Source organism: Prosthecomicrobium pneumaticum (genome assembly GCF_014199915.1).
GTDB lineage: Bacteria > Pseudomonadota > Alphaproteobacteria > Rhizobiales > Kaistiaceae > Prosthecomicrobium > Prosthecomicrobium pneumaticum.
Genome location: NZ_JACHOO010000010.1, coordinates 116,113 through 142,050, shown reverse-complemented (window position 1 = coordinate 142,050; position 25,938 = coordinate 116,113). Strand labels below are relative to the sequence as shown.

The 25,938-nt window shown below is 69.4% G+C and carries 21 protein-coding genes, 1 pseudogene and 2 riboswitches; of the genes and pseudogenes, 17 read left to right on the top strand and 5 right to left on the bottom strand.

Features of this window, described 5'->3' with window-relative positions; genetic code table 11:
- Positions 1–41 precede the first annotated feature (41 nt).
- Together GGQ63_RS19530 and GGQ63_RS19525 are read right to left on the bottom strand one after the other, a co-directional pair.
- Positions 42–728, bottom strand: coding sequence for a response regulator transcription factor (locus GGQ63_RS19530; RefSeq protein ID WP_343061226.1), 687 nt, complete (start codon positions 726–728; stop codon positions 42–44).
- Positions 713–2,554, bottom strand: a complete 1,842-nt coding sequence (locus tag GGQ63_RS19525) for a sensor histidine kinase (protein ID WP_183858286.1) — start codon at positions 2,552–2,554, stop codon at positions 713–715. The genes GGQ63_RS19530 and GGQ63_RS19525 overlap by 16 nt, the downstream gene beginning before the upstream one ends.
- A gap of 318 nt (positions 2,555–2,872) precedes the next feature.
- Here GGQ63_RS19525 and GGQ63_RS19520 point away from each other — a divergent pair, with 318 nt between their 5' ends.
- The 7 genes and pseudogenes from GGQ63_RS19520 to GGQ63_RS19490 form a co-directional block, all read left to right on the top strand.
- The gene (locus tag GGQ63_RS19520; RefSeq protein WP_183858285.1) at positions 2,873–3,361 is read left to right on the top strand and encodes a cytochrome b; all 489 of its coding nucleotides are present in this window, start codon (positions 2,873–2,875) and stop codon (positions 3,359–3,361) included.
- Between the two features lie 146 nt (positions 3,362–3,507).
- A riboswitch (guanidine-I (ykkC/yxkD leader) is annotated at positions 3,508–3,616 on the top strand.
- 123 nt (positions 3,617–3,739) lie between these two features.
- A complete protein-coding gene (locus GGQ63_RS19515) occupies positions 3,740–4,558 on the top strand; it encodes an ABC transporter permease (protein ID WP_183858284.1) in 819 nt (272 codons plus the stop codon).
- Positions 4,555–5,382, top strand: a complete 828-nt coding sequence (locus GGQ63_RS19510) for an ATP-binding cassette domain-containing protein (RefSeq protein ID WP_183858283.1) — start codon at positions 4,555–4,557, stop codon at positions 5,380–5,382. The genes GGQ63_RS19515 and GGQ63_RS19510 overlap by 4 nt, the downstream gene beginning before the upstream one ends.
- Position 5,383: 1 nt before the next feature.
- Positions 5,384–6,223, top strand: coding sequence for an urea amidolyase associated protein UAAP1 (locus tag GGQ63_RS19505; RefSeq protein WP_183858282.1), 840 nt, complete (start codon positions 5,384–5,386; stop codon positions 6,221–6,223).
- A gap of 13 nt (positions 6,224–6,236) precedes the next feature.
- Positions 6,237–6,896 carry an urea amidolyase associated protein UAAP2 gene (locus tag GGQ63_RS19500; protein WP_183858281.1) on the top strand — a complete coding sequence of 220 codons (660 nt, stop codon included), beginning with the start codon at positions 6,237–6,239 and terminating at the stop codon, positions 6,894–6,896.
- 1 nt (position 6,897) lies between these two features.
- The gene (locus tag GGQ63_RS19495) at positions 6,898–10,428 is read left to right on the top strand and encodes a 5-oxoprolinase/urea amidolyase family protein (RefSeq protein WP_183858280.1); all 3,531 of its coding nucleotides are present in this window, start codon (positions 6,898–6,900) and stop codon (positions 10,426–10,428) included.
- A 46-nt stretch (positions 10,429–10,474) separates the two neighbouring features.
- Positions 10,475–10,924 (top strand): annotated as a pseudogene (locus tag GGQ63_RS19490) (allophanate hydrolase-related protein); the annotation flags it as partial.
- Between the two features lie 77 nt (positions 10,925–11,001).
- Here GGQ63_RS19490 and GGQ63_RS19485 read toward each other — a convergent pair.
- Positions 11,002–12,075: a putative urea ABC transporter substrate-binding protein gene (locus tag GGQ63_RS19485; RefSeq protein WP_183858278.1), complete on the bottom strand. Its 1,074-nt coding sequence runs from the start codon at positions 12,073–12,075 to the stop codon at positions 11,002–11,004.
- A 62-nt stretch (positions 12,076–12,137) separates the two neighbouring features.
- Positions 12,138–12,240, bottom strand: a riboswitch (guanidine-I (ykkC/yxkD leader).
- Positions 12,241–12,500: 260 nt separating this feature from the next.
- Here GGQ63_RS19485 and GGQ63_RS19480 point away from each other — a divergent pair.
- From GGQ63_RS19480 to GGQ63_RS19455, 6 genes are all read left to right on the top strand, one after another.
- Positions 12,501–13,364 carry an ABC transporter permease gene (locus GGQ63_RS19480; RefSeq protein WP_183858277.1) on the top strand — a complete coding sequence of 288 codons (864 nt, stop codon included), beginning with the start codon at positions 12,501–12,503 and terminating at the stop codon, positions 13,362–13,364.
- Entirely contained in the window at positions 13,364–14,173 is an 810-nt protein-coding gene (locus GGQ63_RS19475; protein WP_183858276.1) for an ABC transporter permease, read from the top strand. Before GGQ63_RS19480 ends, GGQ63_RS19475 begins: the two co-directional genes overlap by 1 nt.
- A 52-nt stretch (positions 14,174–14,225) precedes the next feature.
- On the top strand, positions 14,226–15,416 hold the full coding sequence (locus GGQ63_RS19470; protein WP_183858275.1) for an ABC transporter substrate-binding protein: 1,191 nt from the start codon (positions 14,226–14,228) through the stop codon (positions 15,414–15,416).
- A gap of 100 nt (positions 15,417–15,516) precedes the next feature.
- Positions 15,517–16,584: an ABC transporter ATP-binding protein gene (locus GGQ63_RS19465; protein ID WP_183858274.1), complete on the top strand. Its 1,068-nt coding sequence runs from the start codon at positions 15,517–15,519 to the stop codon at positions 16,582–16,584.
- The gene (locus GGQ63_RS19460) at positions 16,584–17,297 is read left to right on the top strand and encodes an aspartate/glutamate racemase family protein (RefSeq protein ID WP_183858273.1); all 714 of its coding nucleotides are present in this window, start codon (positions 16,584–16,586) and stop codon (positions 17,295–17,297) included. Before GGQ63_RS19465 ends, GGQ63_RS19460 begins: the two co-directional genes overlap by 1 nt.
- 163 nt (positions 17,298–17,460) lie before the next feature.
- The gene (locus tag GGQ63_RS19455) at positions 17,461–18,825 is read left to right on the top strand and encodes a M24 family metallopeptidase (RefSeq protein ID WP_183858272.1); all 1,365 of its coding nucleotides are present in this window, start codon (positions 17,461–17,463) and stop codon (positions 18,823–18,825) included.
- 39 nt (positions 18,826–18,864) lie between these two features.
- Here the strand turns inward: GGQ63_RS19455 and GGQ63_RS19450 are convergent, their stop codons facing one another.
- Positions 18,865–20,124 carry an ROK family protein gene (locus GGQ63_RS19450; protein ID WP_183858271.1) on the bottom strand — a complete coding sequence of 420 codons (1,260 nt, stop codon included), beginning with the start codon at positions 20,122–20,124 and terminating at the stop codon, positions 18,865–18,867.
- Between the two features lie 233 nt (positions 20,125–20,357).
- On the opposite strand from GGQ63_RS19450, the gene GGQ63_RS19445 reads away from it, so the two are divergent.
- The 4 genes from GGQ63_RS19445 (at position 20,358) to GGQ63_RS19430 (ending at position 24,677) form a co-directional block, all read left to right on the top strand.
- A complete protein-coding gene (locus tag GGQ63_RS19445; RefSeq protein ID WP_183858270.1) occupies positions 20,358–21,809 on the top strand; it encodes an extracellular solute-binding protein in 1,452 nt (483 codons plus the stop codon).
- A gap of 69 nt (positions 21,810–21,878) precedes the next feature.
- The gene (locus GGQ63_RS19440; protein WP_183858269.1) at positions 21,879–22,793 is read left to right on the top strand and encodes a carbohydrate ABC transporter permease; all 915 of its coding nucleotides are present in this window, start codon (positions 21,879–21,881) and stop codon (positions 22,791–22,793) included.
- 1 nt (position 22,794) lies between these two features.
- Entirely contained in the window at positions 22,795–23,628 is an 834-nt protein-coding gene (locus GGQ63_RS19435; protein ID WP_183858268.1) for a carbohydrate ABC transporter permease, read from the top strand.
- Between the two features lie 11 nt (positions 23,629–23,639).
- Positions 23,640–24,677 carry a Gfo/Idh/MocA family protein gene (locus tag GGQ63_RS19430; protein WP_183858319.1) on the top strand — a complete coding sequence of 346 codons (1,038 nt, stop codon included), beginning with the start codon at positions 23,640–23,642 and terminating at the stop codon, positions 24,675–24,677.
- A 59-nt stretch (positions 24,678–24,736) separates the two neighbouring features.
- On the opposite strand, the gene GGQ63_RS19425 is transcribed toward GGQ63_RS19430, so the two are convergent.
- Positions 24,737–25,759: an LLM class flavin-dependent oxidoreductase gene (locus GGQ63_RS19425; protein WP_183858267.1), complete on the bottom strand. Its 1,023-nt coding sequence runs from the start codon at positions 25,757–25,759 to the stop codon at positions 24,737–24,739.
- Positions 25,760–25,938: the final 179 nt, after the last annotated feature.

Sequence of the window (25,938 nt, the reverse complement as noted above, 5' to 3'; positions counted from 1 at the left end):
AAATTTCGCAATATTACGGATGCTGATGTTACGTAGGGACATCACCTGAGGGCAATCGCGTCACAGAACTGGTAGCCCCAATTGCGAATCGAGCGGATCGGCTTGTCATCGGAGCCCACCTGGCGGAGCTTCGCCGCGAGGCGGAAGATCGCGACATTGACGGCGTTGCGCGTCAGCTCCTGTTCGCCGCGGTCGAGAATCTCGACGATCTGCCAGGTCTCGAGCTTGTTGCCTGCGGCGCGCGCAAAGGCGGCGAGCAGCGCAACCTCCTGGAGGGAAAGGTGCGCCTCGCCCGCCGGTCCGCGCACCGCCGAGGCCGCGATGTCGAGGGTGAGCGGGGGGGGAGCGGCGGCGCGCTGGATGCGCCGTCCGAGCGCGCCGATCGCCGCGCTCAGCTCCTCGAGCGAGACGGGCTTGGTCAGATAGATGTCGGCGCCGCTGCCATAGCCGCGCTGCTTGTCGGCGATCCGGTCGCGCGCGGTGGCCATGATGATGCCGACATCCGGCTGGGTGGCGCGGATCCGGGCGGCGAGGCTGATGCCGTCCTCGCCCGGCAGACCGATGTCGATGACGAGCACGTCGAGCCGTACCGCCTCGCGGTGCTCGATCAGCGCCTCGGCCGAATCGAACCCGATGGTCCGATAGCCGTTGCTGCCGAGGGCGGCGAGCATCGCCTCCCTGAGATCGTCATTGTCCTCGATCACCGCGACGGTCAGCACGGCAGCCACAGGATGAAGCGCACCCTTCCCTCCTCCTCGCCATAGCCGATCGTGCCGCCGAGCAGTTCGACGAGGCCATTGACGATGTAGAGCCCCAGCCCGGAGCCGCTCTTATGCTGCGCGCCCGGCGTGCGATAGAACTTCTCGAACACCTTGCCGGCGTCGGGGAAGCCCGCTTTGCCGGGCTTGTTGTCGAAGGCGACCCGGAGTCCGGCCACGCCTCCGTGCTTCTGCGGCACCGCCCGGATGCCGATCGTCGAGCCCGGCGCGGAGTATTTCGCGGCGTTGTCGATGAGATTGTCAAAGATCACCGAGAGAAGCTGCCGGTCGGTCGTCACCGGCGGCAGCGCGTCGGCGTCGATCCGGACGCGCTCCGCGGCCGCCGAGCGCGCCACCGCGGTCGCGAGCATCGCCGCGACGTCGATCCGTTCGCGGCGCACCTCGAGCAGGTTCTGTTCCAGCCGGTCGGCATAGGCGGTCCGCTCGATGATCCCTTCCATGTTGTCGAAGGCGGCGCCGATCAGTCGTTGCTGCTCGTTCGGCCCCTTCAGCGCGCTCACCGCCATTCGGGCGACCGCGATCGGGGTCCGAAGTTCGTGAGTCAGCATGGCGAGGAAGCGGCCCTGAAGATCGGTCTGCGCCCGTTCGATCGCAAGTTGCTGCCGGGCGAGCCCCAGATTGAGCTCCATCTCGGCCGCCCGCCTCTGCTGCTGGAGCGAGCGCAGCCGCAGGAGGAGGAACATCGGCAATGCGGAGAGCAGGCCATGCACCAGCATCGCGTCGAGATTCCAGCTCGTCGCGCCGCTCAGGCCGACGAGCGGCACCATCGTCATCAGGAGCGCCACCGACTGCGCGGAATAGGCGATGCGCAGCGCCCTGCGGCCCGGCGGGGCATCGATCCGCGTCGTGAACACGGCGACGATCGCGAACGGCCCGACGAGGAGGACGAGCATGGCATTGAGCTGCAGCGCGAAGCGCACCTGGCCCGCGAAGAAGAGTACGAGAGCCAGCACGCCGAGCGCGATCATCCCGTCGAGCGGCAGAAGCGTGATCCGCCGGGGCCGCGCCTGCCGGATCAGCGTCGTACCCGTGAGGATGCTGAGCATGCCGCTCAGGAGGACCCAGAGGCTCGTCACAGCGTCGACGAAGCCCGGCGGCGCCGAAGCGAACAAGAAGGCGCCATAGCCCATGATGAGGGTATTGTAGGCGATCACTGCGAAATGGCTGATGACGAAGAGGCCGATCACCCGGTCGCGGCGCAGCACATAGTCGTTCACCGCCCAGGCCCAGATCGCGATCATGATCGACAAGGTCAGGTACTGCCGAAAGTCGAGCCAGCGGTCCCGCATCGCCGCGACGCTGCCCTCGAGCGCCTCCGCCTGGATGAGGATGGTGCTCGTCGAGGCGACGCGCAGGAAATAGACCGTGCCGCCCGGTGCCGGGTCGACGAGAAAGCCGAGGGCAGCGCTCGACACCTCGCGGTCGGCATAGGGAATGCGATCACCCGACAGCTGGGCCCGCCAGCCGGACGGCGCCGTGCGATCGGGCCGATAGAGCGTCACCTCGTCGAGATAGGTCGGCCGCACCCGCAGGACGAGGGCGGCGCCGGTTGCCGAAGGGCGGATCTCGAGCCGCAACCAGAAAACGGACGCCGTGTAACCCTTGGCGACGATGGCGGGCGCCGGCTGGAAGGCCATGCCTGCAACCTCCGCGACCGTGAGCCGTCCGGTCGCATCCTCGTAGAGGCCGCGGCTGACGACATGATCGTCGGCGGCGAACGCGGGCACAGCGCCCAAGGGGGCGACGAGCAACAGCGCAAGAAGAAGGACGACCATCGGGGCTCCGGGGGGCGGGAGGCCGGACCGCCGCGACGCGAGCGGCAGCACCGCTCGTCCCGTCGGCAGCCGACGACGCCCATGGGACACGGCGCGAGCCGCCGAAATCAAGACGGCAGCGATCGCCCCGGCCACAACCCCTGCGCTCGCCCCGCTGCGACGGATCGACGCGCGGCCGAACGAGGAGCCCAAGACACCGCCTTCGGTTTCTCCAGAGCCCTTCCTTCGCGCGGAGCGCGTATCGGGCCGTGATGATTCGGAGCGCGTTTCGTGTTACAGTTCAAAACGTTTCCAAACTGGAAGCCGGGGAGATTCGGAATGATCGCGCGTCAAGGCTATTCCGCCGTGCAGATCGGACTGCACTGGCTGATCGTTCTGCTGGTGCTGTTCCAGCTCGTGTTCGGGGAGAGCATGGCCGAACTCTTCCGGGCGGAGCTCCGGGCAGAGCCGCTGCCGGCCGACGCGGCGCTCGGCGAGGCCCATATCTGGGTCGGGTTCGCCATTCTCGCGGCCGTCGCGCTCCGTCTCGTCCTCAGGCTCGTCCAGGGCGCGCCGCCACCGGCGGAAGGCAGCGCCTTCACCCGCCGGCTCGCCGCAGCGACGCACATCCTCTTCTATGTGCTGCTCTTCGCCGTGCCGATCCTCGGCATTCTCGCCTATTGGTGGCAGCCGGAACTCGGCGAGGTGCACGAGCTTTCGAAGCCCGCCTTCATCGTCCTCATCATCCTGCACGTCGCCGGGGCTCTCTATCACCAGTTCGTCAAGCGCGACGATGTGCTGATGCGGATGATCCGCCCCGCATCCTGAACTCCCGTCGGACCTGCCCGGGCGCGCGGGGCAGCCCCCTGCCCGCCCAGGCGGCAGCTGCCTCGACGTTGGGCAGCGCTGGCGGCGCGTCGGCGGAGACGCCGCCGCTCCGGCGCGGCTGGCACAGCCGATGCATGTTACTCGATCGAGTTGGCGGCTAGGGTTCCGGTCTCGAGATGAGACGCTGGTCCGAGAGCTGCCGCCGGGGCGGGAGACATCCGCCCCCGGGCACGGCGGGACAAAAGCCCGGGAGACCTCGCACGCCTCGGGATGGGCAGGCCGGGTCTCGCCCATCCTCCAACGCTTGTCGGAGGACCGGACCATGTCGCAAAAGACCGCCTCGCCCGTGATCCGCGCCGCGACGGGCTGAGACCGCCGATGCGGCTCATCAACCGGCGTCCGTCGCGCGGATTCTCCGTCTTCCTCGCGCTCCTGCCCTTCCTCGTCGGGCTGGTCGCCTATGCGATCGCCTCGGATCTCCGGCTCGCCGCCAATCCGGGCGACAAGCTGCTGCCCGCCTTCTCGACGCTCGCCGACGGCATCCGCCGCATGGCCTTCGTGCCGGATCCGCGCACCGGCGACTATCTGATGCTCGCCGACACGCTGGCGAGCCTCGAGCGGCTCGCTGCCGCACTCGCCATCGCCGCGCTGATCGGGCTCGTCCTCGGCCTCGTCATCGGCCTCGTGCCGCTCGCCCGGGCGTTGCTCGGGCCGCTCGTCGCCGTGATCTCGATGGTGCCGCCGCTCGCCCTGCTGCCGATCCTCTTCATCGTGCTCGGCCTCGGCGAGGCGGCGAAGATCACGCTGATCGCGATCGGCGTCACGCCCTTCCTCGTCCGCGACCTCGCCGCGCGCGTGGAAGAGCTGCCGGTCGAGCAGTTGATCAAGGCGCAGACGCTCGGCGGCTCGACCGCCCAGATCGCGCTCCGCATCGTGCTGCCGCAGCTCCTGCCGCGACTCCTCGATGCGCTGCGCCTCTCGCTGGGGCCGGCCTTCCTGTTCCTCATCGCCGCCGAGGCGATCGCCTCCGAATCCGGGCTCGGCTACCGCATCTTCCTCGTCCGGCGCTATCTCTCGATGGATGTGATCCTGCCCTATGTCGCCTGGATCACCCTCCTCGCCTTCCTGATCGATCTCGCGCTCAAGCGCCTGCAGCGCCGGTTCTTCCCCTGGTTCGCGGCGAGGGCCGGCCAATGACCGCCGCCATTTCCGTCCGCAATGTCTGGAAGGAATTCGGCGACCAGATCGTGCTCGAGGACGTCTCGATCGAGATCGCGCCGCGCGCCTTCGTCGCGCTCGTCGGCCCCTCCGGCTGCGGCAAGACGACCTTCCTGCGCATGCTCCTGTCGCAGGAACAGCCGAGCCGCGGCACCATCCTCGTCGACGACCGGCCGATCGCGAAGGAGCCCGACGCCGATCGCGGCATCGTCTTCCAGCGCTATTCGGTATTCCCGCATCTGACGGCGCTCGGCAATGTGCTGCTCGGCGCCGAGTTCGCAGGGGCGAAGGCGACCGGCCGGCTCTTTGGCCGCGCCCGCGCGGCCGCGATCGAGGAGGCGCGCGCGCTCCTCACCGAAGTCGGCCTCGCCGGCCAGGAGGAGAAATATCCCGCCGCCCTCTCCGGCGGCATGCAGCAGCGCCTCGCGCTCGCGCAGGCCCTGATGAGGAAGCCCCGCATCCTCCTGCTCGACGAGCCCTTCGGCGCGCTCGACCCGGGCATCCGCGCCGAGATCCACGGCCTGATGCGGTATGTCTGGAACAGCTGCGACATCACCGTGGTGATGGTGACGCACGATCTCTCGGAGGCCTTCGGCCTCGGCACGCGCGTCGTCGCCTTCGAGCGGCCGCGCGGCCGGCCGGAGGAGCGCGCCCGTTACGGTGCGCGGATCACTCGCGATTTCGCGCTCTGGCCGCCGCGCCGGCCCACCGCCCTCGCCGCCTCTTCCCGCTCCGGCCGTGACGACGCGGCCAACCCGGAGCCCCGCCGGGACGACCCGGCCGCCCTCCCCGAAGGTTCCTGAGATGGACACGATCGTTGAGCCGACCGAAGCCGACCGCGCCGCGATGGAGGCGCACCGCGCCCGCTACGAAGCGCTGAAGGCCGCCGGCACCGGCGCGGCGCCGCTCGCCCTGCCGCCGCCGACCGGCCTCGCCGAGGCGCCGCTCGATCCGGCGCGCATCGTCGCGCGCGAGACGGTGCCGGGCGGCTGGTATTCGACGCTCCGGCTCGCGCGCGGCGAGGCCTTGCGCCTCATCGACACGGCGGGCAGCGGTGCCGCCGCCCTCTTCGCCTGGAACGCCGCCGACCCTTCCGAGCGGCTCAACCATGCCGATACCGTGAAGGTGCAGTGGACCACCCGTCTCGCCAAGGGCCGCGTGCTGCTCTCCGACATGGGCCGCGTGCTGCTCTCGATCGTCGAGGACACCACGGACGGCGCGCACGATCCGCTCGTCGGCGTTTCGAACGCCGCCGGCACGCTCGCGAAATACGGCCCCGGCACCTTCCGCAACGGCCGCGACAACCTCGTCCAGGGGGCGCTGAAGCTCGGCCTGTCGCGGCGCGATCTCGCCCCGGTCGTCACCTTCTTCGCTCCCGTCATCGTCGCCTCCGACGGCCGCTTCGCCTGGGGCGAGGCCGCTCGGCAGGCCGGCGCCTTCGTCGAGCTGCGCGCCGAGATGGACCTCCTCCTCGTCGTCTCGGCCGCGCCGCACCCGCTCGATCCGCGGCCGGACTACGCGCCGGGGCCGATCGAACTCGTCCGGCTGCGCACCGCTCCGGTCGCCGCCGACGATCCCTGCCGGACGGCCACGCCCGAGGCGCGCCGCGCCTTCGAGAACACCGATTTCTGGCTCGCCGGCTGAGGAGAGGACCACCATGAGCATCCATTCCCTCTTCGACGGCGCGCCGGCGCACGTCGCCCCCGCGCCGCGTCTCGATGTCGAGGTGCCCGCCCGCGCCCCCTGGTCCGGTGTCGTCCGGAAGGGCGAGCGGCTGCGGCTGATCGATTCCCGCGGCCAGCAGGCCGTCGATACGCTGTTCTACCGCGCCGACGATTTCGCCGAGCGCTACAGCGCGCAGGACACGCTGCGCGTCCAGGGCTCGGCCTATATCTCGACCGGCACGCGGCTGATCTCGAATGAGGGCCGGGTCATGCTGACGGTGGTGGCCGACACCTGCGGCCGGCACGACACCTCGGCCGGCGCCTGCTCCTGCGAGAGCAACACCGCCCGCTTCGGCCGCGAAACGAAATTCCTGCACGCCTGCCGCGACAATTTCGTGCTCGAAGTCTCCCGCTGGGGCATGACGAAGCGGGACATCGTGCCGAACATCAACTTCTTCATGAACGTGCCGATCGCCGAGAATGGCGATCTCGTCATCGATGACGGCATCTCGGCACCGGGCTCCTGTGTCGAGATGGTCGCGGAGATGGATGTGCTCTGCGTCATCTCGAACTGCCCGCAGGTCAACAATCCGTGCAACGGCTTCAATCCGACGCCGATCCGCGTCCAGATCTATCCGTCCTCCGGCCTCTAGGATGTTCGGCAAGGTTCTGATCGCCAATCGCGGCGAGATCGTCGGCCGGGTCGCGCGCACGCTGAAGCGGATGGGCATCCGCTCCGTCGCCGTCGCCTCGGAGGCGGACCGCTTCAACCGGGCGGTGCTCGAGGCCGACGAGCATGTCGTGATCGGCCCGGCACCGGCCGCCGAGAGCTATCTCGACATCGGCCGCATCGTCGATGCCTGCCGCAGGACCGGCGCGGAGGCGGTCCATCCGGGCTATGGCTTCCTGTCGGAGAACGTCGCCTTCGCGCAAGCCCTCGCCGCCGAGGGCATCGTCTTCATCGGCCCGCGGCCGGAGCATCTCTCCGCCTTCGGCCTCAAGCACACCGCGCGCGCGCTCGCCGCGGCGGCCGGCGTGCCGCTGCTGCCGGGCTCCGGCCTGATCGACGACCTCGGCGCCGCGCGCAGCGCGGCGGCCGCGATCGGCTATCCGGTGATGCTCAAATCGACGGCCGGCGGCGGCGGCATCGGCATGCAGCTCTGCCGCTCCGAGGCCGATCTCGCCGAGCGCTTCGCCGCGGTGAAGCGGATGGCGGCGGCGAGTTTCGGCGATGCGCGGGTCTATCTCGAACGTTTCGTCGAGACCGCCCGCCACATCGAGGTGCAGATCTTCGGCAATGGCCGGGGCGCGGTGGTGGCGCTCGGCGAGCGCGACTGTTCGCTGCAGCGGCGCAACCAGAAGGTCGTCGAGGAGACGCCCGCCCCCGGCCTCTCCGAGGAGGCCCGCGCCGCGCTGCTCGCCTCCGCCGTCGCGCTCGGCCGTAGCGTCTCCTATGAATCGGCCGGCACGGTCGAATATGTCTATGATGTCGGCCGCGGTGCCTTCTCCTTCCTCGAGGTGAACACCCGCCTGCAGGTCGAGCATCCGGTGACCGAGGCGGTGACCGGCATCGACCTCGTCGAATGGATGATCCGCCAGGCGGCCGGCGAGGACGTCCTCGCGACCGCGCCGCCGATCCGCCTCGACGGCGCCGCGATCGAGGTGCGACTCTATGCCGAGGATGCCCTGCAGGGCTTCCGCCCCAGCGCCGGCCGGCTCACCGCCGTGCGCCTGCCGCAGACCGCGCGCGTCGACGGCTGGATCGAGACGGGGAGCGAGGTCACCCCCTTCTATGACCCGATGCTCGCCAAGCTGATCGTCACGGGGCAGGACCGGGCGGCCGCCGTCGCCGCGCTCGGAACGGCGCTCGCCGAGACCGAGATCGCCGGCATCGAGACCAATCTCGCCTTTCTGCGCGCCGTCGCGGCGAGCGCCATGTTCCGCGAGGGCACCGTCTCGACCGCGGCGCTCGGCAGCCTCGCGGTACGGCCGCAGGTGATCGAGGTGATCGCACCGGGCGCGCAGTCGAGCCTGCAGGAACTGCCCGGACGGATCGGCCTGTGGCCGGTCGGCGTGCCGCCGAGCGGGCCGATGGATGCCCGCTCCTTTCGCCTCGCCAACCGCATCGTCGGCAATGAGGAGACCGCAGCCGCGCTCGAACTGACGATGAGCGGACCGGCCCTGCGCTTCCATGCCGAAGCGACGATCGGGCTCGCCGGCGCCGAGATGGACGCCCGGCTCGACGGCGTCTCCGTGCCGCGCGGCCGGCCGGTTGCGGTCGGTGCGGGGCAGACGCTGGCGCTCGGACCCGTCGCAGGCCCCGGCCAGCGCGCCTATCTCGCCGTGCGCGGTGCGTTCACCGCGCCCGAAATGCTCGGCTCGCGCGCCACCTTCGCGCTCGGCGGCTTCGGCGGCCATGCGACCGGCACGCTGAAACCCGGCGACGCGCTGCATTTCGGCGCCCGCGAACCGGTCGGCCCGCCGGCCTCGGTGGACCTGCCGACGCTGTCGCACGACTGGACCCTCGCGGCCGTTTATGGTCCGCACGGCGCGCCGGACTTCTTCACCGCGCGGGACGTCGAGACGCTGTTCTCGACGCCCTACGAGGTGCATTTCAACAGCGCCCGCACGGGGGTCCGGCTGGTCGGCCCGAAGCCCGACTGGGCGCGGACCGATGGCGGCGAGGCCGGGCTCCACCCGTCCAACCTGCACGACAACGCCTATGCGGTCGGCGCGATCGACTTCACCGGCGACACGCCGATCATCCTCGGTCCGGACGGGCCGAGCCTCGGCGGCTTCGTCTGCCCCGCCGTGGTGGCCGACGAGGACCTCTGGAAGATCGGCCAGCTGAAGCCCGGCGACACGATCCGCTTCGTTCCGGCGGCCCGGCCGGAGGATCCGGTCGCCGGTCCGGCGATGCCGGCGCTCGGCGCCGCGGTGGTCGGCAAGGGGCCGGCCGAGGCCGATGTGCCCGTCGTCTATCGTCGCCAGGGCGACGCCAACCTCCTCGTCGAATACGGGCCGATGACGCTCGATATCGGCCTTCGGCTCCGCGTGCATGCGCTGATGGAGGCGCTCGAAGCGACGCGGCTGCCGGGCATCGTCGAGCTGACGCCGGGCATCCGCTCGCTGCAGATCCATTACGATCCCGACCGGCTCTCCCGCACGCGGCTCGTCGACGCGCTCGCCGAGCTCGAAGCCGGCCTGCCGCGGCCGGAAGCGATGACGGTGCCGAGCCGGATCGTCCACCTGCCGCTGTCGTGGAACGACCCGGAAGTCCGCCTCGCCATGCGGAAGTATCAGGAGCTCGTGCGGGCGAACGCGCCCTGGTGCCCGGACAACATCGAGTTCATCCGCCGCATCAACGGGCTCCCCGACGAGACGGCGGTCAAGGAGACGATCCTCGCCGCCGACTACCTCGTGATGGGTCTCGGCGACGTCTATCTCGGCGCGCCGGTCGCCACCCCGCTCGATCCGCGCCACCGGCTCGTGACGACCAAGTACAATCCCGCCCGCACCTGGACGCCGGAAAACGCGGTCGGCATCGGCGGGGCCTATCTCTGCATCTACGGCATGGAGGGACCGGGCGGCTATCAGCTCTTCGGCCGCACCATCCAGATGTGGAACAGCTGGCGCGCCACACCGGCCTTCGAGCCCGGCAAGCCCTGGCTGCTGCGCTTCTTCGACCGGATTCGCTTCTTCCTCGTCGACGAGGCCGAGCTCGCCGAGGCGCGCGCCGCCTTCCCGCACGGCGCCTACCCGGTCGCCATCGAGGAGACGCGCTTCTCCTATGCCGACCATCTCGCATCGCTCGCCGCGGCGGAGCCGGAGATCCGCGCGGCGAAGGGCCGCCAGCAGACGGCTTTCGAAGCGGAGCGGGCGCGCTGGAAGGTGGAAGGTCTCGACGGCTATATCCAGGAGACGGCCGCCGCCGCGATGCCCGAGGCCGACATCCCGGAGGGCTGCACGGCGCTGCGCGCCCATGTGCCGGGCAGCGTCTGGAAGCTCGTCGCCGGGGAAGGTGCGCGGGTCGCGGCCGGCGACGCCATCGTCGTGCTCGAATCGATGAAGATGGAGATCACCGTGCCCGCCGCGATGGCCGGCCGGGTTCGGCAGTTGCGCGTCGCGCCCGGCGGACTGGTTCGGGCCGGCGACATCATCGCCGTGATGGAGACGGAAGAATGAGAAGAACGACCCCGCCGCGGCCCTGCCGCTCTGTCCCGCTTGGGCGGAACGACGCGCGATGACCGCCGAGGCCGCATCCCCGCCCGATCGCATCTCCGTCGCGGTCGTCGGCGCCCATCTTTCCGGCATGCCGCTCAACCGCGAGCTCGCCGCGCTCGACGCGGCGCTCGTGCGGGCCGCGAAGACCGCGCCGGACTACCGGCTGTTCGCGCTCGCCGGCACGGTGCCGCCGAAGCCCGGCCTGGTGCGCGAGCCGGGCTTCGCCGGTCCGGGCATCGCGCTCGAGGTCTGGTCGCTCGATCCGGCGGGTTTCGGCCGGTTCGTCGCCGGCATCCCGAAGCCGCTCGGCATCGGCAAGCTGACCCTCGACGACGGCTCGGAGGTCTCGGGCTTCATCTGCGAACCGGCCGGGCTCAATGGAGCCCGCGAGATCACCGAGTTCGGTGGCTGGCGTGCCTATGTCGCGGCGAAGGCCGCCGAAGCGGCCTCCGCCTGATCCTCGCCCGATCGCCTCGAGGCATGAAGGCATGAAGGCATGGCGGCGTCCCGCGCCGCCATGCCTTCGCCGAGGCCTCAGAGCGCGCCGTCCGCCGCAGCCTTCATGAAGGTCGGATCGAAGCGGAGCTTGACGTTGCCCGCATCGCCGAGCACCTCGCCGTCGCCGAGCGCGATGCCGATCACGTCGGCCGAAGGCGCGCCGCTGCCGAGCAGACCCTTCGCGAACAGGAACTGCCGCACCGCGTCCATCTTCGCCTTCAGCTCGGGGCTGGTCGCAAAGCCCACCGCCTCGGCAGGCGTCGGGAACAGCTTGGTGGCGGCGAGCTGCGCCTCGAAGCCGGCCTGATCGGTTCCCGAGGCTGCCCCCATCGCCGCGCGTGCCGCGGCACCTTCCGGCGTGTCCGCCGTCATCACCGCCATCGTGTCGTACCAGATGCCGGCGAGCGCCTTGCCGAATTCCGGATTGTCGGCGAGCACATCGGTCTTCGCCACCATCAGGTCCATGATCTCGCCCGGGATCTTCGAGGAATCGAAGATCGCCTTGCCATTGCCGGCGGCGAGGATTTCCGAGGCGAGCGGGTTCCAGGTGACGACGGTGGTGACATCGGCGGTCGCCGCCGCGGCGACCATATCCGCGTCCGAGGTGTTGACGACGGTGACGTCCTTCTCCGCGAGCCCGGCGCTTTCGAGCGCACGGGCGAGCAGGTAGTGCGACACCGACAGTTCGACGAGATTGATCTTCTCGCCCTTCAGCGCCGCGACGTCCGCGGCGTTCTTGGCGATCACCATGTCGTTGCCGTTCGAATAGTCGCCGACGATCACCGCGGTCGTATCGACGCCGCCGGCCGAGGGGATCGACAGCGCGTCCATGTTGGTCACCGTGACCGCATCGAAATCGGCGGCCGTGTACTGGTTCACCGACTCGATGTAGTCGTTGAATTGCGTCACCTCGATCGAGATGCCGTATTTGTCCGCCCATTTCTTGACCACGCCGTGATCGGCCGCCCAGCCCCAGGGCATCCAGCCGACATAGATCGACCAGGCGACCTTGAAGTCCTTCTTCGGCGCGGCTTCGGCCGGGGCGATGGCGAGCGGCGCCGCGGCGAGCGTGGCGGCGAGAACGAGGGGCAGTGAACGGATGAAGCGCATGCGAGACCTTCCCGGCTCGGGTTCCCAAGGGTGGAAGAGGCCATTCCCCTTCCGCGCGTGAGGTCTCCCGGGCTTTTGTCCCGCCGTGGACCCGCCCGGAGCGGACGGGCGACCGCTCTCGGTCGCAGCGCCTCCGAAGAGGCCGGAACCCTAGCGATCAACTCGTGTCGGGCGAAGCAATCCGTATGCCAGCAAGGCCGCACGCCGGGACGCGCCGAGCGGATCCGCGGCCGAACGCGGCAAGCGCGCCGTACCTTTGGGCAACGACGCGTTATGTCGACGATGTGGGCATTTGCCGAAAGTTATGGCCAGACTGACATGGATCGTCGAATGAGTCCCTAGGTTTCGACGATCTTTGCCTTCATCGAAAAGTGGCACGGCGCTTGCGAGCCTCCGGGGCATCCGATCCCAGCGCGGAACCCCCCATGGCCGCCACGACCTCGAGAGACGGAACCTATCTGCTGCTGGTGCCGGCAGCGGCGATGTTCTTCCTCTTCATGATCCTGCCGCTCCTCGTGCTCTTCGTGATCGGCTTCAATCCGCCGGAGCGCGGCCTCCTCGCCGTCCAGCCGCAGCTTTCGCTAGAGAATCTCGTCCGGTTCTTCACCAATCCGCTCTTCTACGGCTCGCTGCTGACCAGCCTGCAATTGAGCGCGATCACCGTCGTCTTCGACGTACTGCTCGGCTTTCCCCTCGCCTACATCATGGCCCGGACCTCCAGCCCGCGCGTCTTCACCGGGCTGTCGATCCTCGTCCTCGCCTCGATGCAGCTCGACATGACGATCCGCCTCTACGGGATGATCGTGATCTTCGGCAACAACAATGGCCTGATCAACCAGCTTCTCGTCTCGCTCGGCCTGCCCAAGCTGCAGCTCATCTACAACCGCACGGGCATAGCGCTCGGCCTCGTGCAGGCGACGCTGCCCTTCATGGTCTTTTCGCTGATCAGCATCCTGCGCAATCTCGACCGCAGCTATGAGCAGGCGGCCCGCTCCCTCGGCGCCTCGCGCTGGCGCGCCTTCTTCGACATCACCCTGCCGCTCGCCACCCCGGCGGTCATCTCCGGCGCCGTGATCGTCTTCTCGCTGTCGATCAGCTCCTACATCGTGCCGATCCTGCTCGGCAGTTCGCGCGTCTCGACCATCTCGATGCATCTCTACCAGCAGGTCAGCGAGATGGGCTTCTGGCAGTTCGGCTCGGCGCTCGGCCTGATCATGCTCGCCGTCAGCCTCGGGGCCATCCTCGTCTCCTTCTCGCTCAGCCAGCGCTATGCCGGGAGCCGCTTCTGATGGAGACGAGCGAGAGCCCCTTCGTCTTCAAGGCGATCGCCGCCGTCGCGCTGCTGCTTCTGCTCGCGCCGACCGTCGTGACCGTGGTCGCGGCCTTCAACGAGGGCAATTACCTGCAATTCCCGCCGCAGGGCCTGTCGCTGCGCTGGATCGAGGCCTTCCTCACCGGCCCGCTGTTTCGCGAGAGTTTTACCTTCTCCTTTCGGCTCGCCTTCTGCGCGACGCTCATCTCGACCGTGCTCGGCACGGCGGCCGCGCTCGCGCTCGTCCGGCTGCGCTTCCGCGGCCGGGAGGTGCTGCGGGCCGTCATGCTGGCGCCGATCGTCCTGCCCGGCATGGTGCTCGGCCTCGCCCTCCTCTCCTTCTATGCGGCGATCCAGATGGGCCTCTTCCGGACCTTCTCGGGCCTTCTCCTCGCCCATGTCCTCGTCACGCTGCCCTTCGTGATCGCGACCGTGGGGGCCGCGCTCGCCCGCTTCGACCGGTCGCTCGAAGAGGCGGCGCGCAGCCTCGGCGCCGGACCCGTGCGCGCCTTCTTCGACGTGACGATGCGCGTGACGGCGCAGGGCATCCTCGCCGGCGCCACCTTCGCCTTCATCGTCTCCTTCGGCCAGTTCGACATCTCGCTGTTCCTGGCGACGAGCGAGATGCGGCCGCTGCCGGTCGCGCTCTACGATTCCATTCGCTACCGCACCGATCCGACCATCGCCGCCGCCGGCGTGTTCGCGATCTCCACCGTCTTCCTGAGCATGACGCTCGTCCACGTCCTCACCAACAGGAAAGGGAAGCGCGCCGCGCCGAAAGGCTGACGCGAACAAGGACGGACTTTCTGAAGCCAACAACGACGCAGGGACACGAGAGATGGACAAGACCACGAAGGACACGGATCGGCTGATCCGGACGATCGAGACGATGCAGGCCCGCTATGCCGGCGGCGAGATGAACCGGCGCACGCTGCTTCAGGGCCTCTTCGCGCTCGGCCTGTCGAGCACGGCGGTGGCGCTCGTGATGAGCGACAAGTCGGTCGCCCATGCCGCCGAAGGCGGCCCGGCGGAGGTGCTGTGGGACGGCAAGCCGTTCGACGCCGGCGGCGAGACCGTGACGATCGCCCATTGGGGCGGCGAGATGGAAGATTTCGCCCGCAAGGGAATCATCGACAAGTTCGAGACCGACTTCAACTGCAAGGTCGTCTACGATTCGAATGCGCCCTGGTTCTCGAAGATGTCGCTCGCCGGGCCGGACAATCCGCCGATCGACCTCTATAACGGCAACCTGCCCGAGGCGATCAACCTCGAGGCGCGCGGCTTCTTCACGAGCCGCGAGGAGCTGAAGGCGAACGTCCCCTCGCTCGCCGACATGTGGCCCGACATCGCCTTCTACGGCCCCGGCGTCATCTGGGCGCTGCACGTCATGGGCATCGCCTACCGCACCGACGTCATCACCACGCCGCCGAACTCGCTCGCCGAGCTGTGGAACAAGAAATACGAGAACACCCGCGCCATCTACGGGCCGATCAACGACCTGCAGGCGATCCTCTTCATGTCGGTGTCGAAGATCTGGGGCAAGGACCAGTACGACATGCAGACCGGCTTCGACAAATTCGTCGAAGGCAAGCCCTGGATCATCTCGCCCTTCACCGGCGAGACGATGAACCTGATGGAGCGCGGCGAGGTCGAGATCGCCTGGCAGACGGATGGCGAGGCGCTGCTGCAGAAGGAGCGCGGCCTGCCGATCGACTGGGTCGCGGCGAAGGAGGTCTCGCCCTTCAACCAGATGCATTCGGCGGTCTCGAAGGGCTCTTCGCCGATGAAGAAGAAGCTCGCCTACGCCCTGCTCGAGCAATATTGCAGCCCGGCGGGCCAGACCATGTGGTCGGACGCGCTCTACTTCCACCCGATCAACCTGAAGGCGACCATCTCGCCGAAGATGACGCAGTTGGGTTACAAGGGAACGGCGGATGATTTCGCCGGCCTGTTCATGCCGGATTGGCGCTGGTACATCTCGAACCAGTCGCAGATCGTCGACACCCTGAACGCGATCTTCTCGAGCTGATCGGTTCGAACAGGCCTGCCCCCGGCCGCGGTCACGACCCCTGCCCCCGAGAGCCGTGACCGCGGCCGACCCCACCCATGACCGACGGAGCGCGAGCGAGATGAGACAGGTCGAGCTGATCGGCGTCGCCAAATCCTATGGCGAGGGCCCGCCGGCCGTGGCGCGATCCGACTTCTCGGTGGAGAAGGGCGAATTCTTCTCCCTGCTCGGCCCGTCCGGCTGCGGCAAGTCGACGACGCTGAGGATGATCGCCGGCTTCGTTGCGCCGTCGAGCGGCACCATCCGGCTCGGCGGCGAAGACGTCACCGCCCTGCCGCCGGAGCGTCGGGCGATCGGCATCGTCTTCCAGAACTACGCCATCTTCCCGCACATGACGGTGGCGCAGAACATCGGCTACGGCCTCAAGCTCAGGAAGCACGACAAGGCCACGATCGCCGCCGCGGTCGGCCGGGCGCTCGAACAGGTCGGGCTCGTCGGCTATGAAAACCGCTCCCCCTCGCAGCTCTCGGGCGGCGAGCAGCAGCGCGTCGCGCTCGCCCGCGTCATCGTGCTCGAACCGCGCCTGCTCCTCCTCGACGAGCCGCTCTCCGCCCTCGACAAGCGGCTGCGCGACGAGATGCGCGTCTGGCTGAAGCGGCTGCAGCACGAGCTCGGCATCACCACGATCTATGTCACGCACGACCAGGACGAGGCGCTCTCGCTGTCGGACCGGATCGCCGTGATGAGCAAGGGCGTCGTGCAGCAGATCGGCACGCCGGCCGAGATCTACGAGCGGCCGGCGACCCGCTTCGTCGCCGATTTCATCGGCGAATCGAACCTCTTCTCCTGCCGGGTCGAGGGCGCGACGGGTGCGCTCGCAACGGTCGCGCTCGACGACGGGTCGAAGGCGCTCGCGCCCGCCACCGAGGCGGCGGGACGCCGCGCCACGCTGATGGTGCGGCCCGAGCACGTTCTGATCGGCGCCGCCGACGCCGCGAACCGCTATCCGGCGACGATCGAGGAGATCGCCTATCACGGCGCGCATCTGCGCTTCACCGCCCGGCTCTCGCCCAGCCTCATCGTCCGCGGCGAGCGCGTGAATGTCGGCGGCGGGATGCCATCGCTCGGCGAGCGGGTCACCATCGGATGGCAGCCGGAGAGCGGCGTGCTGATCCCGGACGCTCCCTGATGCGCATCGCCGTCGTCCACGCCACATCGCCCGAACACGGGCTCGACGCCGCGCAGACCGCCCATATCCACGCCTCGGCGCCGGCCGGCGCGACGCTCCGCATCAGCCTGCCGGCCGCGGGGCCGCGCTCGATCGCGAGCCGCTACGAGGACGCGCTCGCCATGGCCGGCGTGCTCGCGCAGGTGCGGACCGCGGAGGCGGAAGGCGCGGATGCCGTGGTGATCAACTGCACCGCCGATACGGCCCTCGAAGCCGCGCGGGAGTCGGTGTCCATTCCCGTTCTCGGCCCGTCGGAAGCCGCGCTCCACCTCGCCGCCCAGCTCTCGAATCGCTTCTCGGTGCTCACCTTCGCGGCCCGCATCGCGCCGCGCTTCGAGGCGATGACGCGCGGTTTCGGTTTCCCGGAGAAGCTCGCCTCGGTCCGCTCGGTCGAGACGCCGCTCGAAGGGCTCGACCGCGGCGACGCGCTCGCCCGCGATCTCGCCGCCGCCTCGATCCGCGCCGTCGAGGAGGACGGCGCCCATCTCGTCGTGCTCGGCTGCACCGATTTCGAGATCGTCGCCGATGCGCTCGCGGTGCGGCTCGCACGCGAAGGGGTCCGGGTGCCGGTCGTCCGGCCGCTGCGGGTCGCGCTCCACCTTGCGGCGACGCTCGCGACGATCGGCCTGTCGCACAGCCCCCTCACCTATCCCCGGCCGGACCTCCTCGCCTGAGAGACGGCCCCTTCGCCCGCGGGCGGCCCGTCCCCTGCCGGCGCCGGAGCGGGCCGGCGGTTTGCCGTGCGAAGACGATCCGCACTGGACGGCGGCCCCCGATCACGGTCTCAATCGTCGCCGCGCAGCCGGCTGCGGCCCGTACCCCGAGGAGGATTCTCTCTTGCCGACGCTTCTGAAGACCGTGACGGTTCCCGATTTCGGCGTGCCGCTCGCCCGCCCGACGATCCCCGCCGCGACCTATGAGACGCGCTGCCGCGAGGCTTACCGCCGTGCCGGCGCCGACTGGCTGGTCGTCTATGCCGACCGCGAGCATCAGGCGAACATCGCCTTCCTGACCGGCTTCGAGCCCCGCTTCGAGGAGGCGCTGCTGCTGCTCGGTCCCGGAGACCGCCGCATCGTCGTGACCGGCAACGAGAACGAGAGCTTCACGGCTGTCGCCGGCCTGCCGGGAATCGAGACGCTGCTCGCCCAGTCGATGAGCCTGATGGGCCAGGACCGGACGAGGAAGCCCCGGCTCGTCGACGTGCTCGCCGAGGCCGGCATCGCCCGCGGCGCCACGATCGGCCTCGTCGGCTGGAAATATCTCGAGCCGGAAGAATGGGGCCTCGCCGCGCCCGCCTTCTTCGTGCCGCAGATGATCGTGGCGGCGCTCGCTGCCGCTGCGGGCTCGGCCGAGGCGCTCCGCGACGCGACGCCGGTGCTGATGCATCCGACCGGCGGGCTCCGGTCGGTCGTCGACGCCGACGAGATCGCGCTGCTCGAATGGGGCGCGGCGCGCGCCTCCGCCGCGCTCTGGCGGGTGCTGCGCGGCCTGCGGCCGGGCGAGAGCGAACTCGAGGCGGCGGCGCGTGTCGGCTATGCCGGCGAGCCGATGTCCTGCCACATGATGCTCGCCTCGTCGGATTCCTCGGCGCCGGTCGTCGGCCTCGCCAGCCCGACCCATCGCGTGCTGACGAGGGGCGACGGCGTCTCGACGGCGGTCGGCTATTGGGGCGGCCTGTCGGCGCGCGCCGGACTGCTCGTCGACGAGGACGAGGCCTTCCTCGCCAAGGCGCGCTGCTATTTCGAGGCGCTCGCCACCTGGTACGAGACCGCGGATCTCGGCGTCGAGGGCGGCACGCTGTTCGCGGCGGTCACCGAGGTGCTCGCCCGCGAGGGTTTGCGCTCTGCGCTCAGCCCGGGCCATCTCGTCGGCTATGACGAGTGGGTGAACTCCCCCGTCCGCCCCGGTTCGACCGAGCGGCTGGCCTCCGGCATGCCCTTCCAGGTCGACGTCATCCCGGTGCCGATGAAGGACGGGCAGGCGCTCAACTGCGAGGATCCGGTGACTTTCGCCGATGCCGCGCTCCGCTCCGAGCTCGCCGCACGCCACCCCGAGGTGGCGGCGCGCATCGCGGCGCGGCGGCGCTTCATGGCGGACGAGATCGGCATCGCGCTCAAGGAGTCGATCCTGCCGATGTCGTCGATGCCGCTCTGCCTGCCGCCCTTCTGGCTCGCCACCGACCGGCTGCTCGTCCGCGGCTGAGCTCGCCGCGGGCGGTAGGCCCGCCATCGCCCGCGCCGATCAGAGCGGGAACTGCAGGAGCTCCGAGAGGACGAGACCCGCCGCGCCGAGCAGCGCGGCGCGGTCCTCCGTCTCGCCGAGATGGAAGGCGAGTTCCCCGGTGCCGCGGTCCGGCACGAGACGGCGGACATGGGCGGCGATCGCCGCCTTCAGCCGCTCGCCACCGCCGACCACATCGCCGTGCAGGATGTAGGAGTTCGGCGCCACGGTCTGTTCGAGATTGGCGATGCCGACCGCGACATTGCGGGCATAGCGGTCGAGCAGTTCGCCCGCCGCCGCGTCGCCGGCCTCGGCGAATGCGACGAGCCGGGCCGAATCGATGCGCTCCGGCTCGGCGATGCCGGCCGCCTGCGCTTCCCGCCGCAGCCAGCCGAGCGTCGCGATCGTCTCCCAGCAGCCGCGCCGGCCGCAGGAGCAGACGGCGCCGTCGACCTGGACGAAGGTGTGGCCGAGCTCGCCACCCGCCCCGCTCGGACCGCGATAGAGACGCCCGCCGAGATAGAGCGCGCCGCCGAGCACCTCGCCGGTATAGACCGCCGCGAAATGGCGGGCGCCGCGGCCCTTGCCGAACCAGCGGTCGCCGACGAGCAGCGCCCGCGGGTGGTGATCGAGGAAGGCCGGCAGGCCGAAGCGCCGCGTCAGCGCCGCGCCGAGCTGCAGGCCGTTCATCGCCGGCGCGAGATTGACGGCGATGATCGAGCGCCGGTCGGTGTCGACCATGCCGCCGACGGCGACGCCGATGCCGAGCGGCTCGCGATGCGCCGCGGCGAGCGTCCGCTCCGTCGCGGCGGCGATTGCCCGCTCGATGGCATCGGAGCCGCGCGACGGGCCGAAGGCCTCGACGTGCTCGGCCGAAATCCGCCCTTCGAGCGTCACGAGACAGGTGCGCACCGAATCCGGCATCAAGAGCATGCCGCAGATCGGCCGCGCGTCCGGCGCGAACCAGAGCGGCCGCGCCGGCTTGCCGCCGCCCTCGCTCGAGGGGATCGGCTCGCCCTCGACGAGCACCTGCTGGTCGAGCAGCGGCTGGACGATTCCGGAAATCGTGGTCCGGTTCACACCGGCGCGACGCGCGAGTTCCGCCCGGCTCGTCGGACCGAGATCGAACAGGGCCTGCAACACCCGCCCCCGGTTGGCGGAGCCGACCATGGCCGATGACAGCAGCGACGCCTGTGGCCGCGGCGCGCCCTCGCCATCCTCGAAGGACCAGTCGGGCGCCGCCGCTTCGAAGACGCCCTCACCATTGCCTCGGCCGCTCATCACCCGATCCGCTTCCCCCGGGGACGCGGCGGCCCTGCGCGCCCCGCCGCGCCGAAGACTCGCCGTCCGGTTCTTCTTTAGCCGAAGGGGCCACCGTTGACGAGCAGCTATGTTTGTGCGAGCCTCAAACTAACATGGTTCGAGACGGCCGTTCCCTGGGGAGGGGGCAGGCCGTCGCGATCAAAGAGCGCGGCCGAACGAGCCGTGCCGATACCGGCAGAGGAGAGAGGGATATGAAGACGGTTTCCGCGTTCCGCGTTTCGCGGCGCAGCCTGATGAAGAGCGGTGCCGCATTGGCCGGCGCCGCCGCGCTCGGGGGAACCTTCCCCAATATCGTCCGGGCGCAGGGGAGCGGTACGCTGCGCGTGCTTCTCGCCGGCGACCCGTTCTATTACGCGATCGAGGGGCTGAAGGACCAGTTCCAGCAGGAGACCGGCATCACGCTCGAGATCGAGGCGATCTCGACGGAGGCGCTGCAGGCCCGGCTGACCTCCTCCTTCATCAGCAACGAACCCGATGCCGACGTGATCTCGGTCGACCAGATGTGGCTCGGCCAGTATCTCGAGAGCAAGTGGATCCTGCCGCTCAACGAGTTCATCAAAGCCGACAGCGATACGGCGATCGACGACTTCATTCCCGAAGTCCTCTATTCCATGAACACCTGGCGTGGACAGGTCGGCACGCTGCCGGTCGCCTCCTATGGCCAGATGGTTCTCTACCGCAAGGACTTCGTCGACGAGGCCGGCATCAAGATCCCCGAGGACGGCAGCTGGACCTGGAGCGACTATCTCGACACGGTCAAGGCGCTCCACGGCAAGAGCTTCGGCGGCACGACCATGAGCGGCACCGTGCTCGCCGGCCAGCAGCCGGCGCCGGTCGTCCACATGTTCACGCAGCTCGCGGCGAGCATGGGCACGCGCTGGTTCAAGAGCTTCCCGACCGGCTCGGCCTGGGACTTCACGCCGACGGTCGACAGCCCCGAGAACCGCGAGGCGCTGAAGCTCTTCCTCGAGCTCTACAAGCTCTCGCCGGCGGAATCGGTCGGCTACAACTGGTTCGACGCCGGCATGCGTTTCGCCAAGGGCGATATCGGCATGTTCTACTGGTGGACGCCTTACGCCTATCTCTGCCGCAAGGACGGCTACATGACGGGCAAGGACTCCGTCGTCGCCGACAAGCTCGGCATCGTCCGCCTGCCGAAGGCCCCGGACCATCACCAGGTCGTGTCGCTCGGCGGCCACAGCCTCGGCATCGCCGGCAACACCGGGAAGCGCGAGGCCGCCTGGCAGTTCGTCAAATGGGCGACCTCGGCGAAAACGCAGAAGGCGATGGCCCTCTACGACAAGTATGGCTACCAGTTCTCGGACTTCGCCCGGCCCTCGCTCTACGCCGATCCGGACCTTCTGAAGATCTACCCCTATCTGCCCGGCCAGATCGGCGACATCCGCGCCGGCAACGGCAAGATCGTCCGCCCGCCCTGCCCGGTCTACACGACGCTCGAGGGCATTTACGGCCTCAACCTCAACAAGGTTCTCACCGGCGCGATGACGCCGGAGGCGTGCCTGTCGGAGACCTCGACCTTCTTCGAGACGATCCTCAAGGGCAATTTCCTGATCCCCTATCAGCAGGCGTCCTATGACGACACGCTGGAGGCGACCAAGGCTCTCATGGCATCCCTGGCCTGAGCCTTGACCGAGCGGGCGAGGCCACTCCCTCCCGCCTCGCCCGCCCTTCTCCCGCCCCGCGGAGCGCCGATGACCGTCGCCCTGTCCCTTGCCGCGTCGCCGCGCCGGCGGCGCCTGCCGGCCGCCCTGCCCTGGCTGCTGATCGCGCCCTCGGTGCTGTTGCTGCTGGCGCTGATCCTCTTCCCGCTCGTCTTCGCGCTGAAGAACAGCTTCTACTTCTGGAATCTGCAGATGAGCCCGGTGCCGATGGGCTATATCGGCGCCGACAATTACCGCATGGCCTTCTCGGCCTCGTTCTTTCTCGGCGCGCTGCGCACCACGGTCCTGATGACGCTGGTCGGCACGGCGGTCGAATTCCTGCTCGGCCTCGGCATCGCGCTTCTGCTGCTGCGCAACCTGCGCGGCATGCGGCTGACGCGCGTGCTCCTCATCATGCCGACGACCATCGCGCCGATCGTCGTCGGCTTCCTCTTCCGCTACATGTATGATCCGAACGGCGGCCTGATCCCCTGGCTGCTGCAATCGGCCGGCATTCCGCTGCCCGCCGCCGGCCTGCTCGGCTCGTCGTCGACGGCGCTCTGGGCGGTTCTCTTCGCCGACGTCTGGCAGTGGACGCCCTTCTTCGCGATCGTGCTCTATGCCGCGCTCCTCGCGGTCCCCGAGGATGTGCTCGAGGCGGCCCGGCTCGACGGCGCCTCGGCCTTCAAGCTCCTCACCCACATCAAGCTGCCCTTGATCCGCAAGACCGCGCTGATCGTGGTGATGCTGCGCTTCATGCAGCTCTTCAACACCTTCGATCTCGTCGTTGTTTTGACGAAGGGCGGACCCGGCGCCTCGACCCGCACGCTCGGCTACAGCCTCTATCAGGCCGGCCTCGTCGACTTCAACATCGGCCTCGCGAGCGCCATGACCTGGCTGATCGTCATCGTCGTCAATGCGATCATCGGCCTCTTCGTCTTCTTCGCCTTCAGGGACCTCGACTGAGATGGCCCGTTCGGAAACCTTCAGCGGACGCGCCTTCGGCTATCTCGCCATGCTGGCGCTGCTCGTCGTCTTCATCGGACCGATCGTCTGGTTCGTGCTGCTCGCGATCCGCCCGGCGGACACCTTCTTCGCCATGCCGCCGGTGCTCCGCTTCCAGCCGAGCTGGGAGTCCTTCCGCTACACCTTCGTCGAGCCGGGCAACAACCTGCCGCAGCTGCGCAACAGCCTGATCGTCGCGGCGGGCGCCGTGCTCCTCAACCTGCCCTTCTCCTTCCCGGCCGCCTATGCGCTGTCGCGCTACCGCCTGCGCGGCCGCAAGCACATCATGCTCTGGTATCTCGGGCTGCTGATGGCCCCGCCGGTCGCCTTCCTCATCCCCTATTCGATCCTCGCGAGCGCGGCGGGTCTCAAGGGCACCTATCTCTCGATGATCCTGATCGCGCAGACGCTGACCGTGCCCTTCTCGGTCTGGCTGATGCGCAGCTTCATCGACGAGGTGCCGGTCGAGCTCGAAGAGGCGGCGCGGATCGACGGCGGCGGGCTGTGGACCATCCTCACCAAGGTCGTCCTGCCGCTCGTCACCCCCGGCCTCATCGTCACGTCGATGTTCGCCTTCGTGTTCTCCTGGAACAACGCCGCCTTCCCGCTGGTGCTCGCCAACCGCGCCACCGCGACGCTCCCCGTCGGCACGCTGCAATATTTCGGCACCGCCGGCGTGACCTGGGGGTTCATCGCCGCCGCCGCGGTCGCCGCGATGATCCCGCCCATGCTGATCTTCCTCGTGCTCGACCGCTATGTCGTCCGAGGCCTGACCTTCGGTTCCGTGAAAGGGTGAATGGTATGTCGTTGAAGAAGGCCCGTTTCGGCGTGGTCGGCGCCGGCCTGTGGGGCTCGTTCCACTGCCGCACGCTCGCGGCACTCGCCGGCGCCGAGCTGGTCGCGGTGTGCGATCTCGATCCGGCCCGCGTCGCGGCGATGCAGGCGGAATTCGGTGCGCCGAAGACCTATACCGATTATCGCGCGCTGATCGCCGACCCGGACGTCGATGCGGTGACGGTCGCGACGCCCGATTTCGCCCATGCCGACATCGTGCTCGCGGCGATCGAGGCCGGCAAGCACGTGATGAGCGAGAAGCCGCTCGCCACGACGCTCGCCGAGGCGGAGGCGATCGCCGAGGCGGCCGCGAAGCGCGGCGTCACCGTGATGGTCGACTTCCACAATCGCGTGAACCCGGCCGTTTCAGCGCTGCGCGACGCGATCGGCGCCGGCGAGATCGGGCGGCCGCTGCACGCCTCGGCACGGCTCAGCAACACGCTCTTCGTGCCGCACGAGCTGCTCTCCTGGGCCGCCCGGTCCTCGGCGCTGTGGTTCCTCGGCAGCCATGCGGTCGATGCGCTCCGCTTCGTCATGGGCGCCGAGGTGACGCGCGTCCAGGCGATGGTCCGCCGCGGCCATCTGGCGGCCGGCGGCGTCGACACGGCCGACGTCCACCTCTCGCTGCTCGAATTCGACAATGGCGCCATCGCCCAGCTCGAGAACAGCTGGGTGATGCCGCGCGACATGCCGCTCGTCTTCGACTTCAAGCTCGAGATCGTCGGCGAGACCGGCCTCGTCGCCGCCGACACGGCGCAGAACGGCGCCTTCCGCAAATATGCGGGCGCGGGGTTGCGGACGACGGACCTGTTCGGCGTGACCCCCGCCGCGGGCGGCCGCATCGGCGGCTTCGTCATGGAGGCGATCGCCCGCTTCGTCGACGCGGTGACGATCGGCGCGCCGGTGATCGCCGACGCGCGCGACGGTCTCCAGGTGACGCGTGTGCTCGCCGCGATCGAGGAGGCCGCAGCGACCGGCCGGACGATCACGCTCGCGTCCGGCGTCGCCTGAGGCGAGACAGCGCGCCCGGCCGCCGGACCGGCGGGCGCCCCCTCGCCGCCAGCCGAGCCTCAGCGCCAGCCGAGGCCCGGGGCGACGTGGGTGAGAATGGCCTCGATGACATGCGTGTTGTAGTCGACGCCGAGCTGGTTCGGCACGGTGAGGAGCAGCGTGTCGGCCTCGGCGATCGCCTCGTCGCGCCGCAACTCCTCGATCAGCCGGTCGGGCTCCGCCGCATAGCTGCGGCCGAAGATGGCGCGCGTGCCCTCGTCGATGAAGCCGATCTGGTCGCGGCTGTCGCCGTTGCGGCCGAAATAGGCGCGGTCGCGCTCGTCGACGAGCGCGAAGATGCTGCGGCTCACCGAAACACGCGGCGCGCGCGTGTGGCCCGCCTCCTTCCATGCGGCACGGAAGGCGCGGATCTGCTCGGCCTGCTGGACATGGAAGGGCGCACCGCCCTCGTCGAACTTCAGCGTCGAGCTCTGCAGATGCATGCCGAGCTTCGCCGCCCAGACCGCCGTGGCGTTGGTCGCCGCGCCCCACCAGATGCGCTCGCGCAACCCTTCCGAATGCGGCTCGAGCCGCAAGAGGCCGGGCGGATTGGGGAACATCGGGCGCGGATTGGGCTCGGCGAAGCCCTCGCCGCGCAGGAGCTGCAGGAAGATCTCGGCGTGCTGCCGCGCCATCCCGGCGTCCGTCTCGCCCTCGGGCGGGACATGGCCGAAATAGCGCCAGCCGTCGATCACCTGCTCGGGTGAGCCGCGGCTGAGGCCGAGCTGCAGCCGTCCGCCGGCGATGAGGTCCGCGGCGCCGGCGTCCTCGGTCATGTAGAACGGGTTCTCGTAGCGCATGTCGATCACGGCGGTGCCGATCTCGATGCGGCGCGTCTTCGCGCCGACCGCGGCGAGCAGCGGAAAGGGCGAGGCGAGCTGGCGCGCGAAATGATGGACGCGGAAATACGCCCCGTCCGCGCCGAGCGCCTCGGCCGCCACGGCGAGATCGATCGACTGCAGCAGAGCATCGGCCGCCGAGCGCGTGCCGGAATGCGGCGAGGGCGACCAATGGCCGAACGAGAGAAAGCCGATCTTCTTCATGTCGTCGTCTCCGGGTCCGGCGCCCGAAGCGGAGCGACCGCCTCTGAGGCGCGCCGGTTCGGCCGGCGGACCGCCCGCGAGCGATCCGCCACACCGAGCGATGGCGGGCTCTCCGCTTAGCCCGATCCGGTGGCCCGCGCCAGCGAGGCGACGGGTGACACCCCGTTCACCATCCTGAC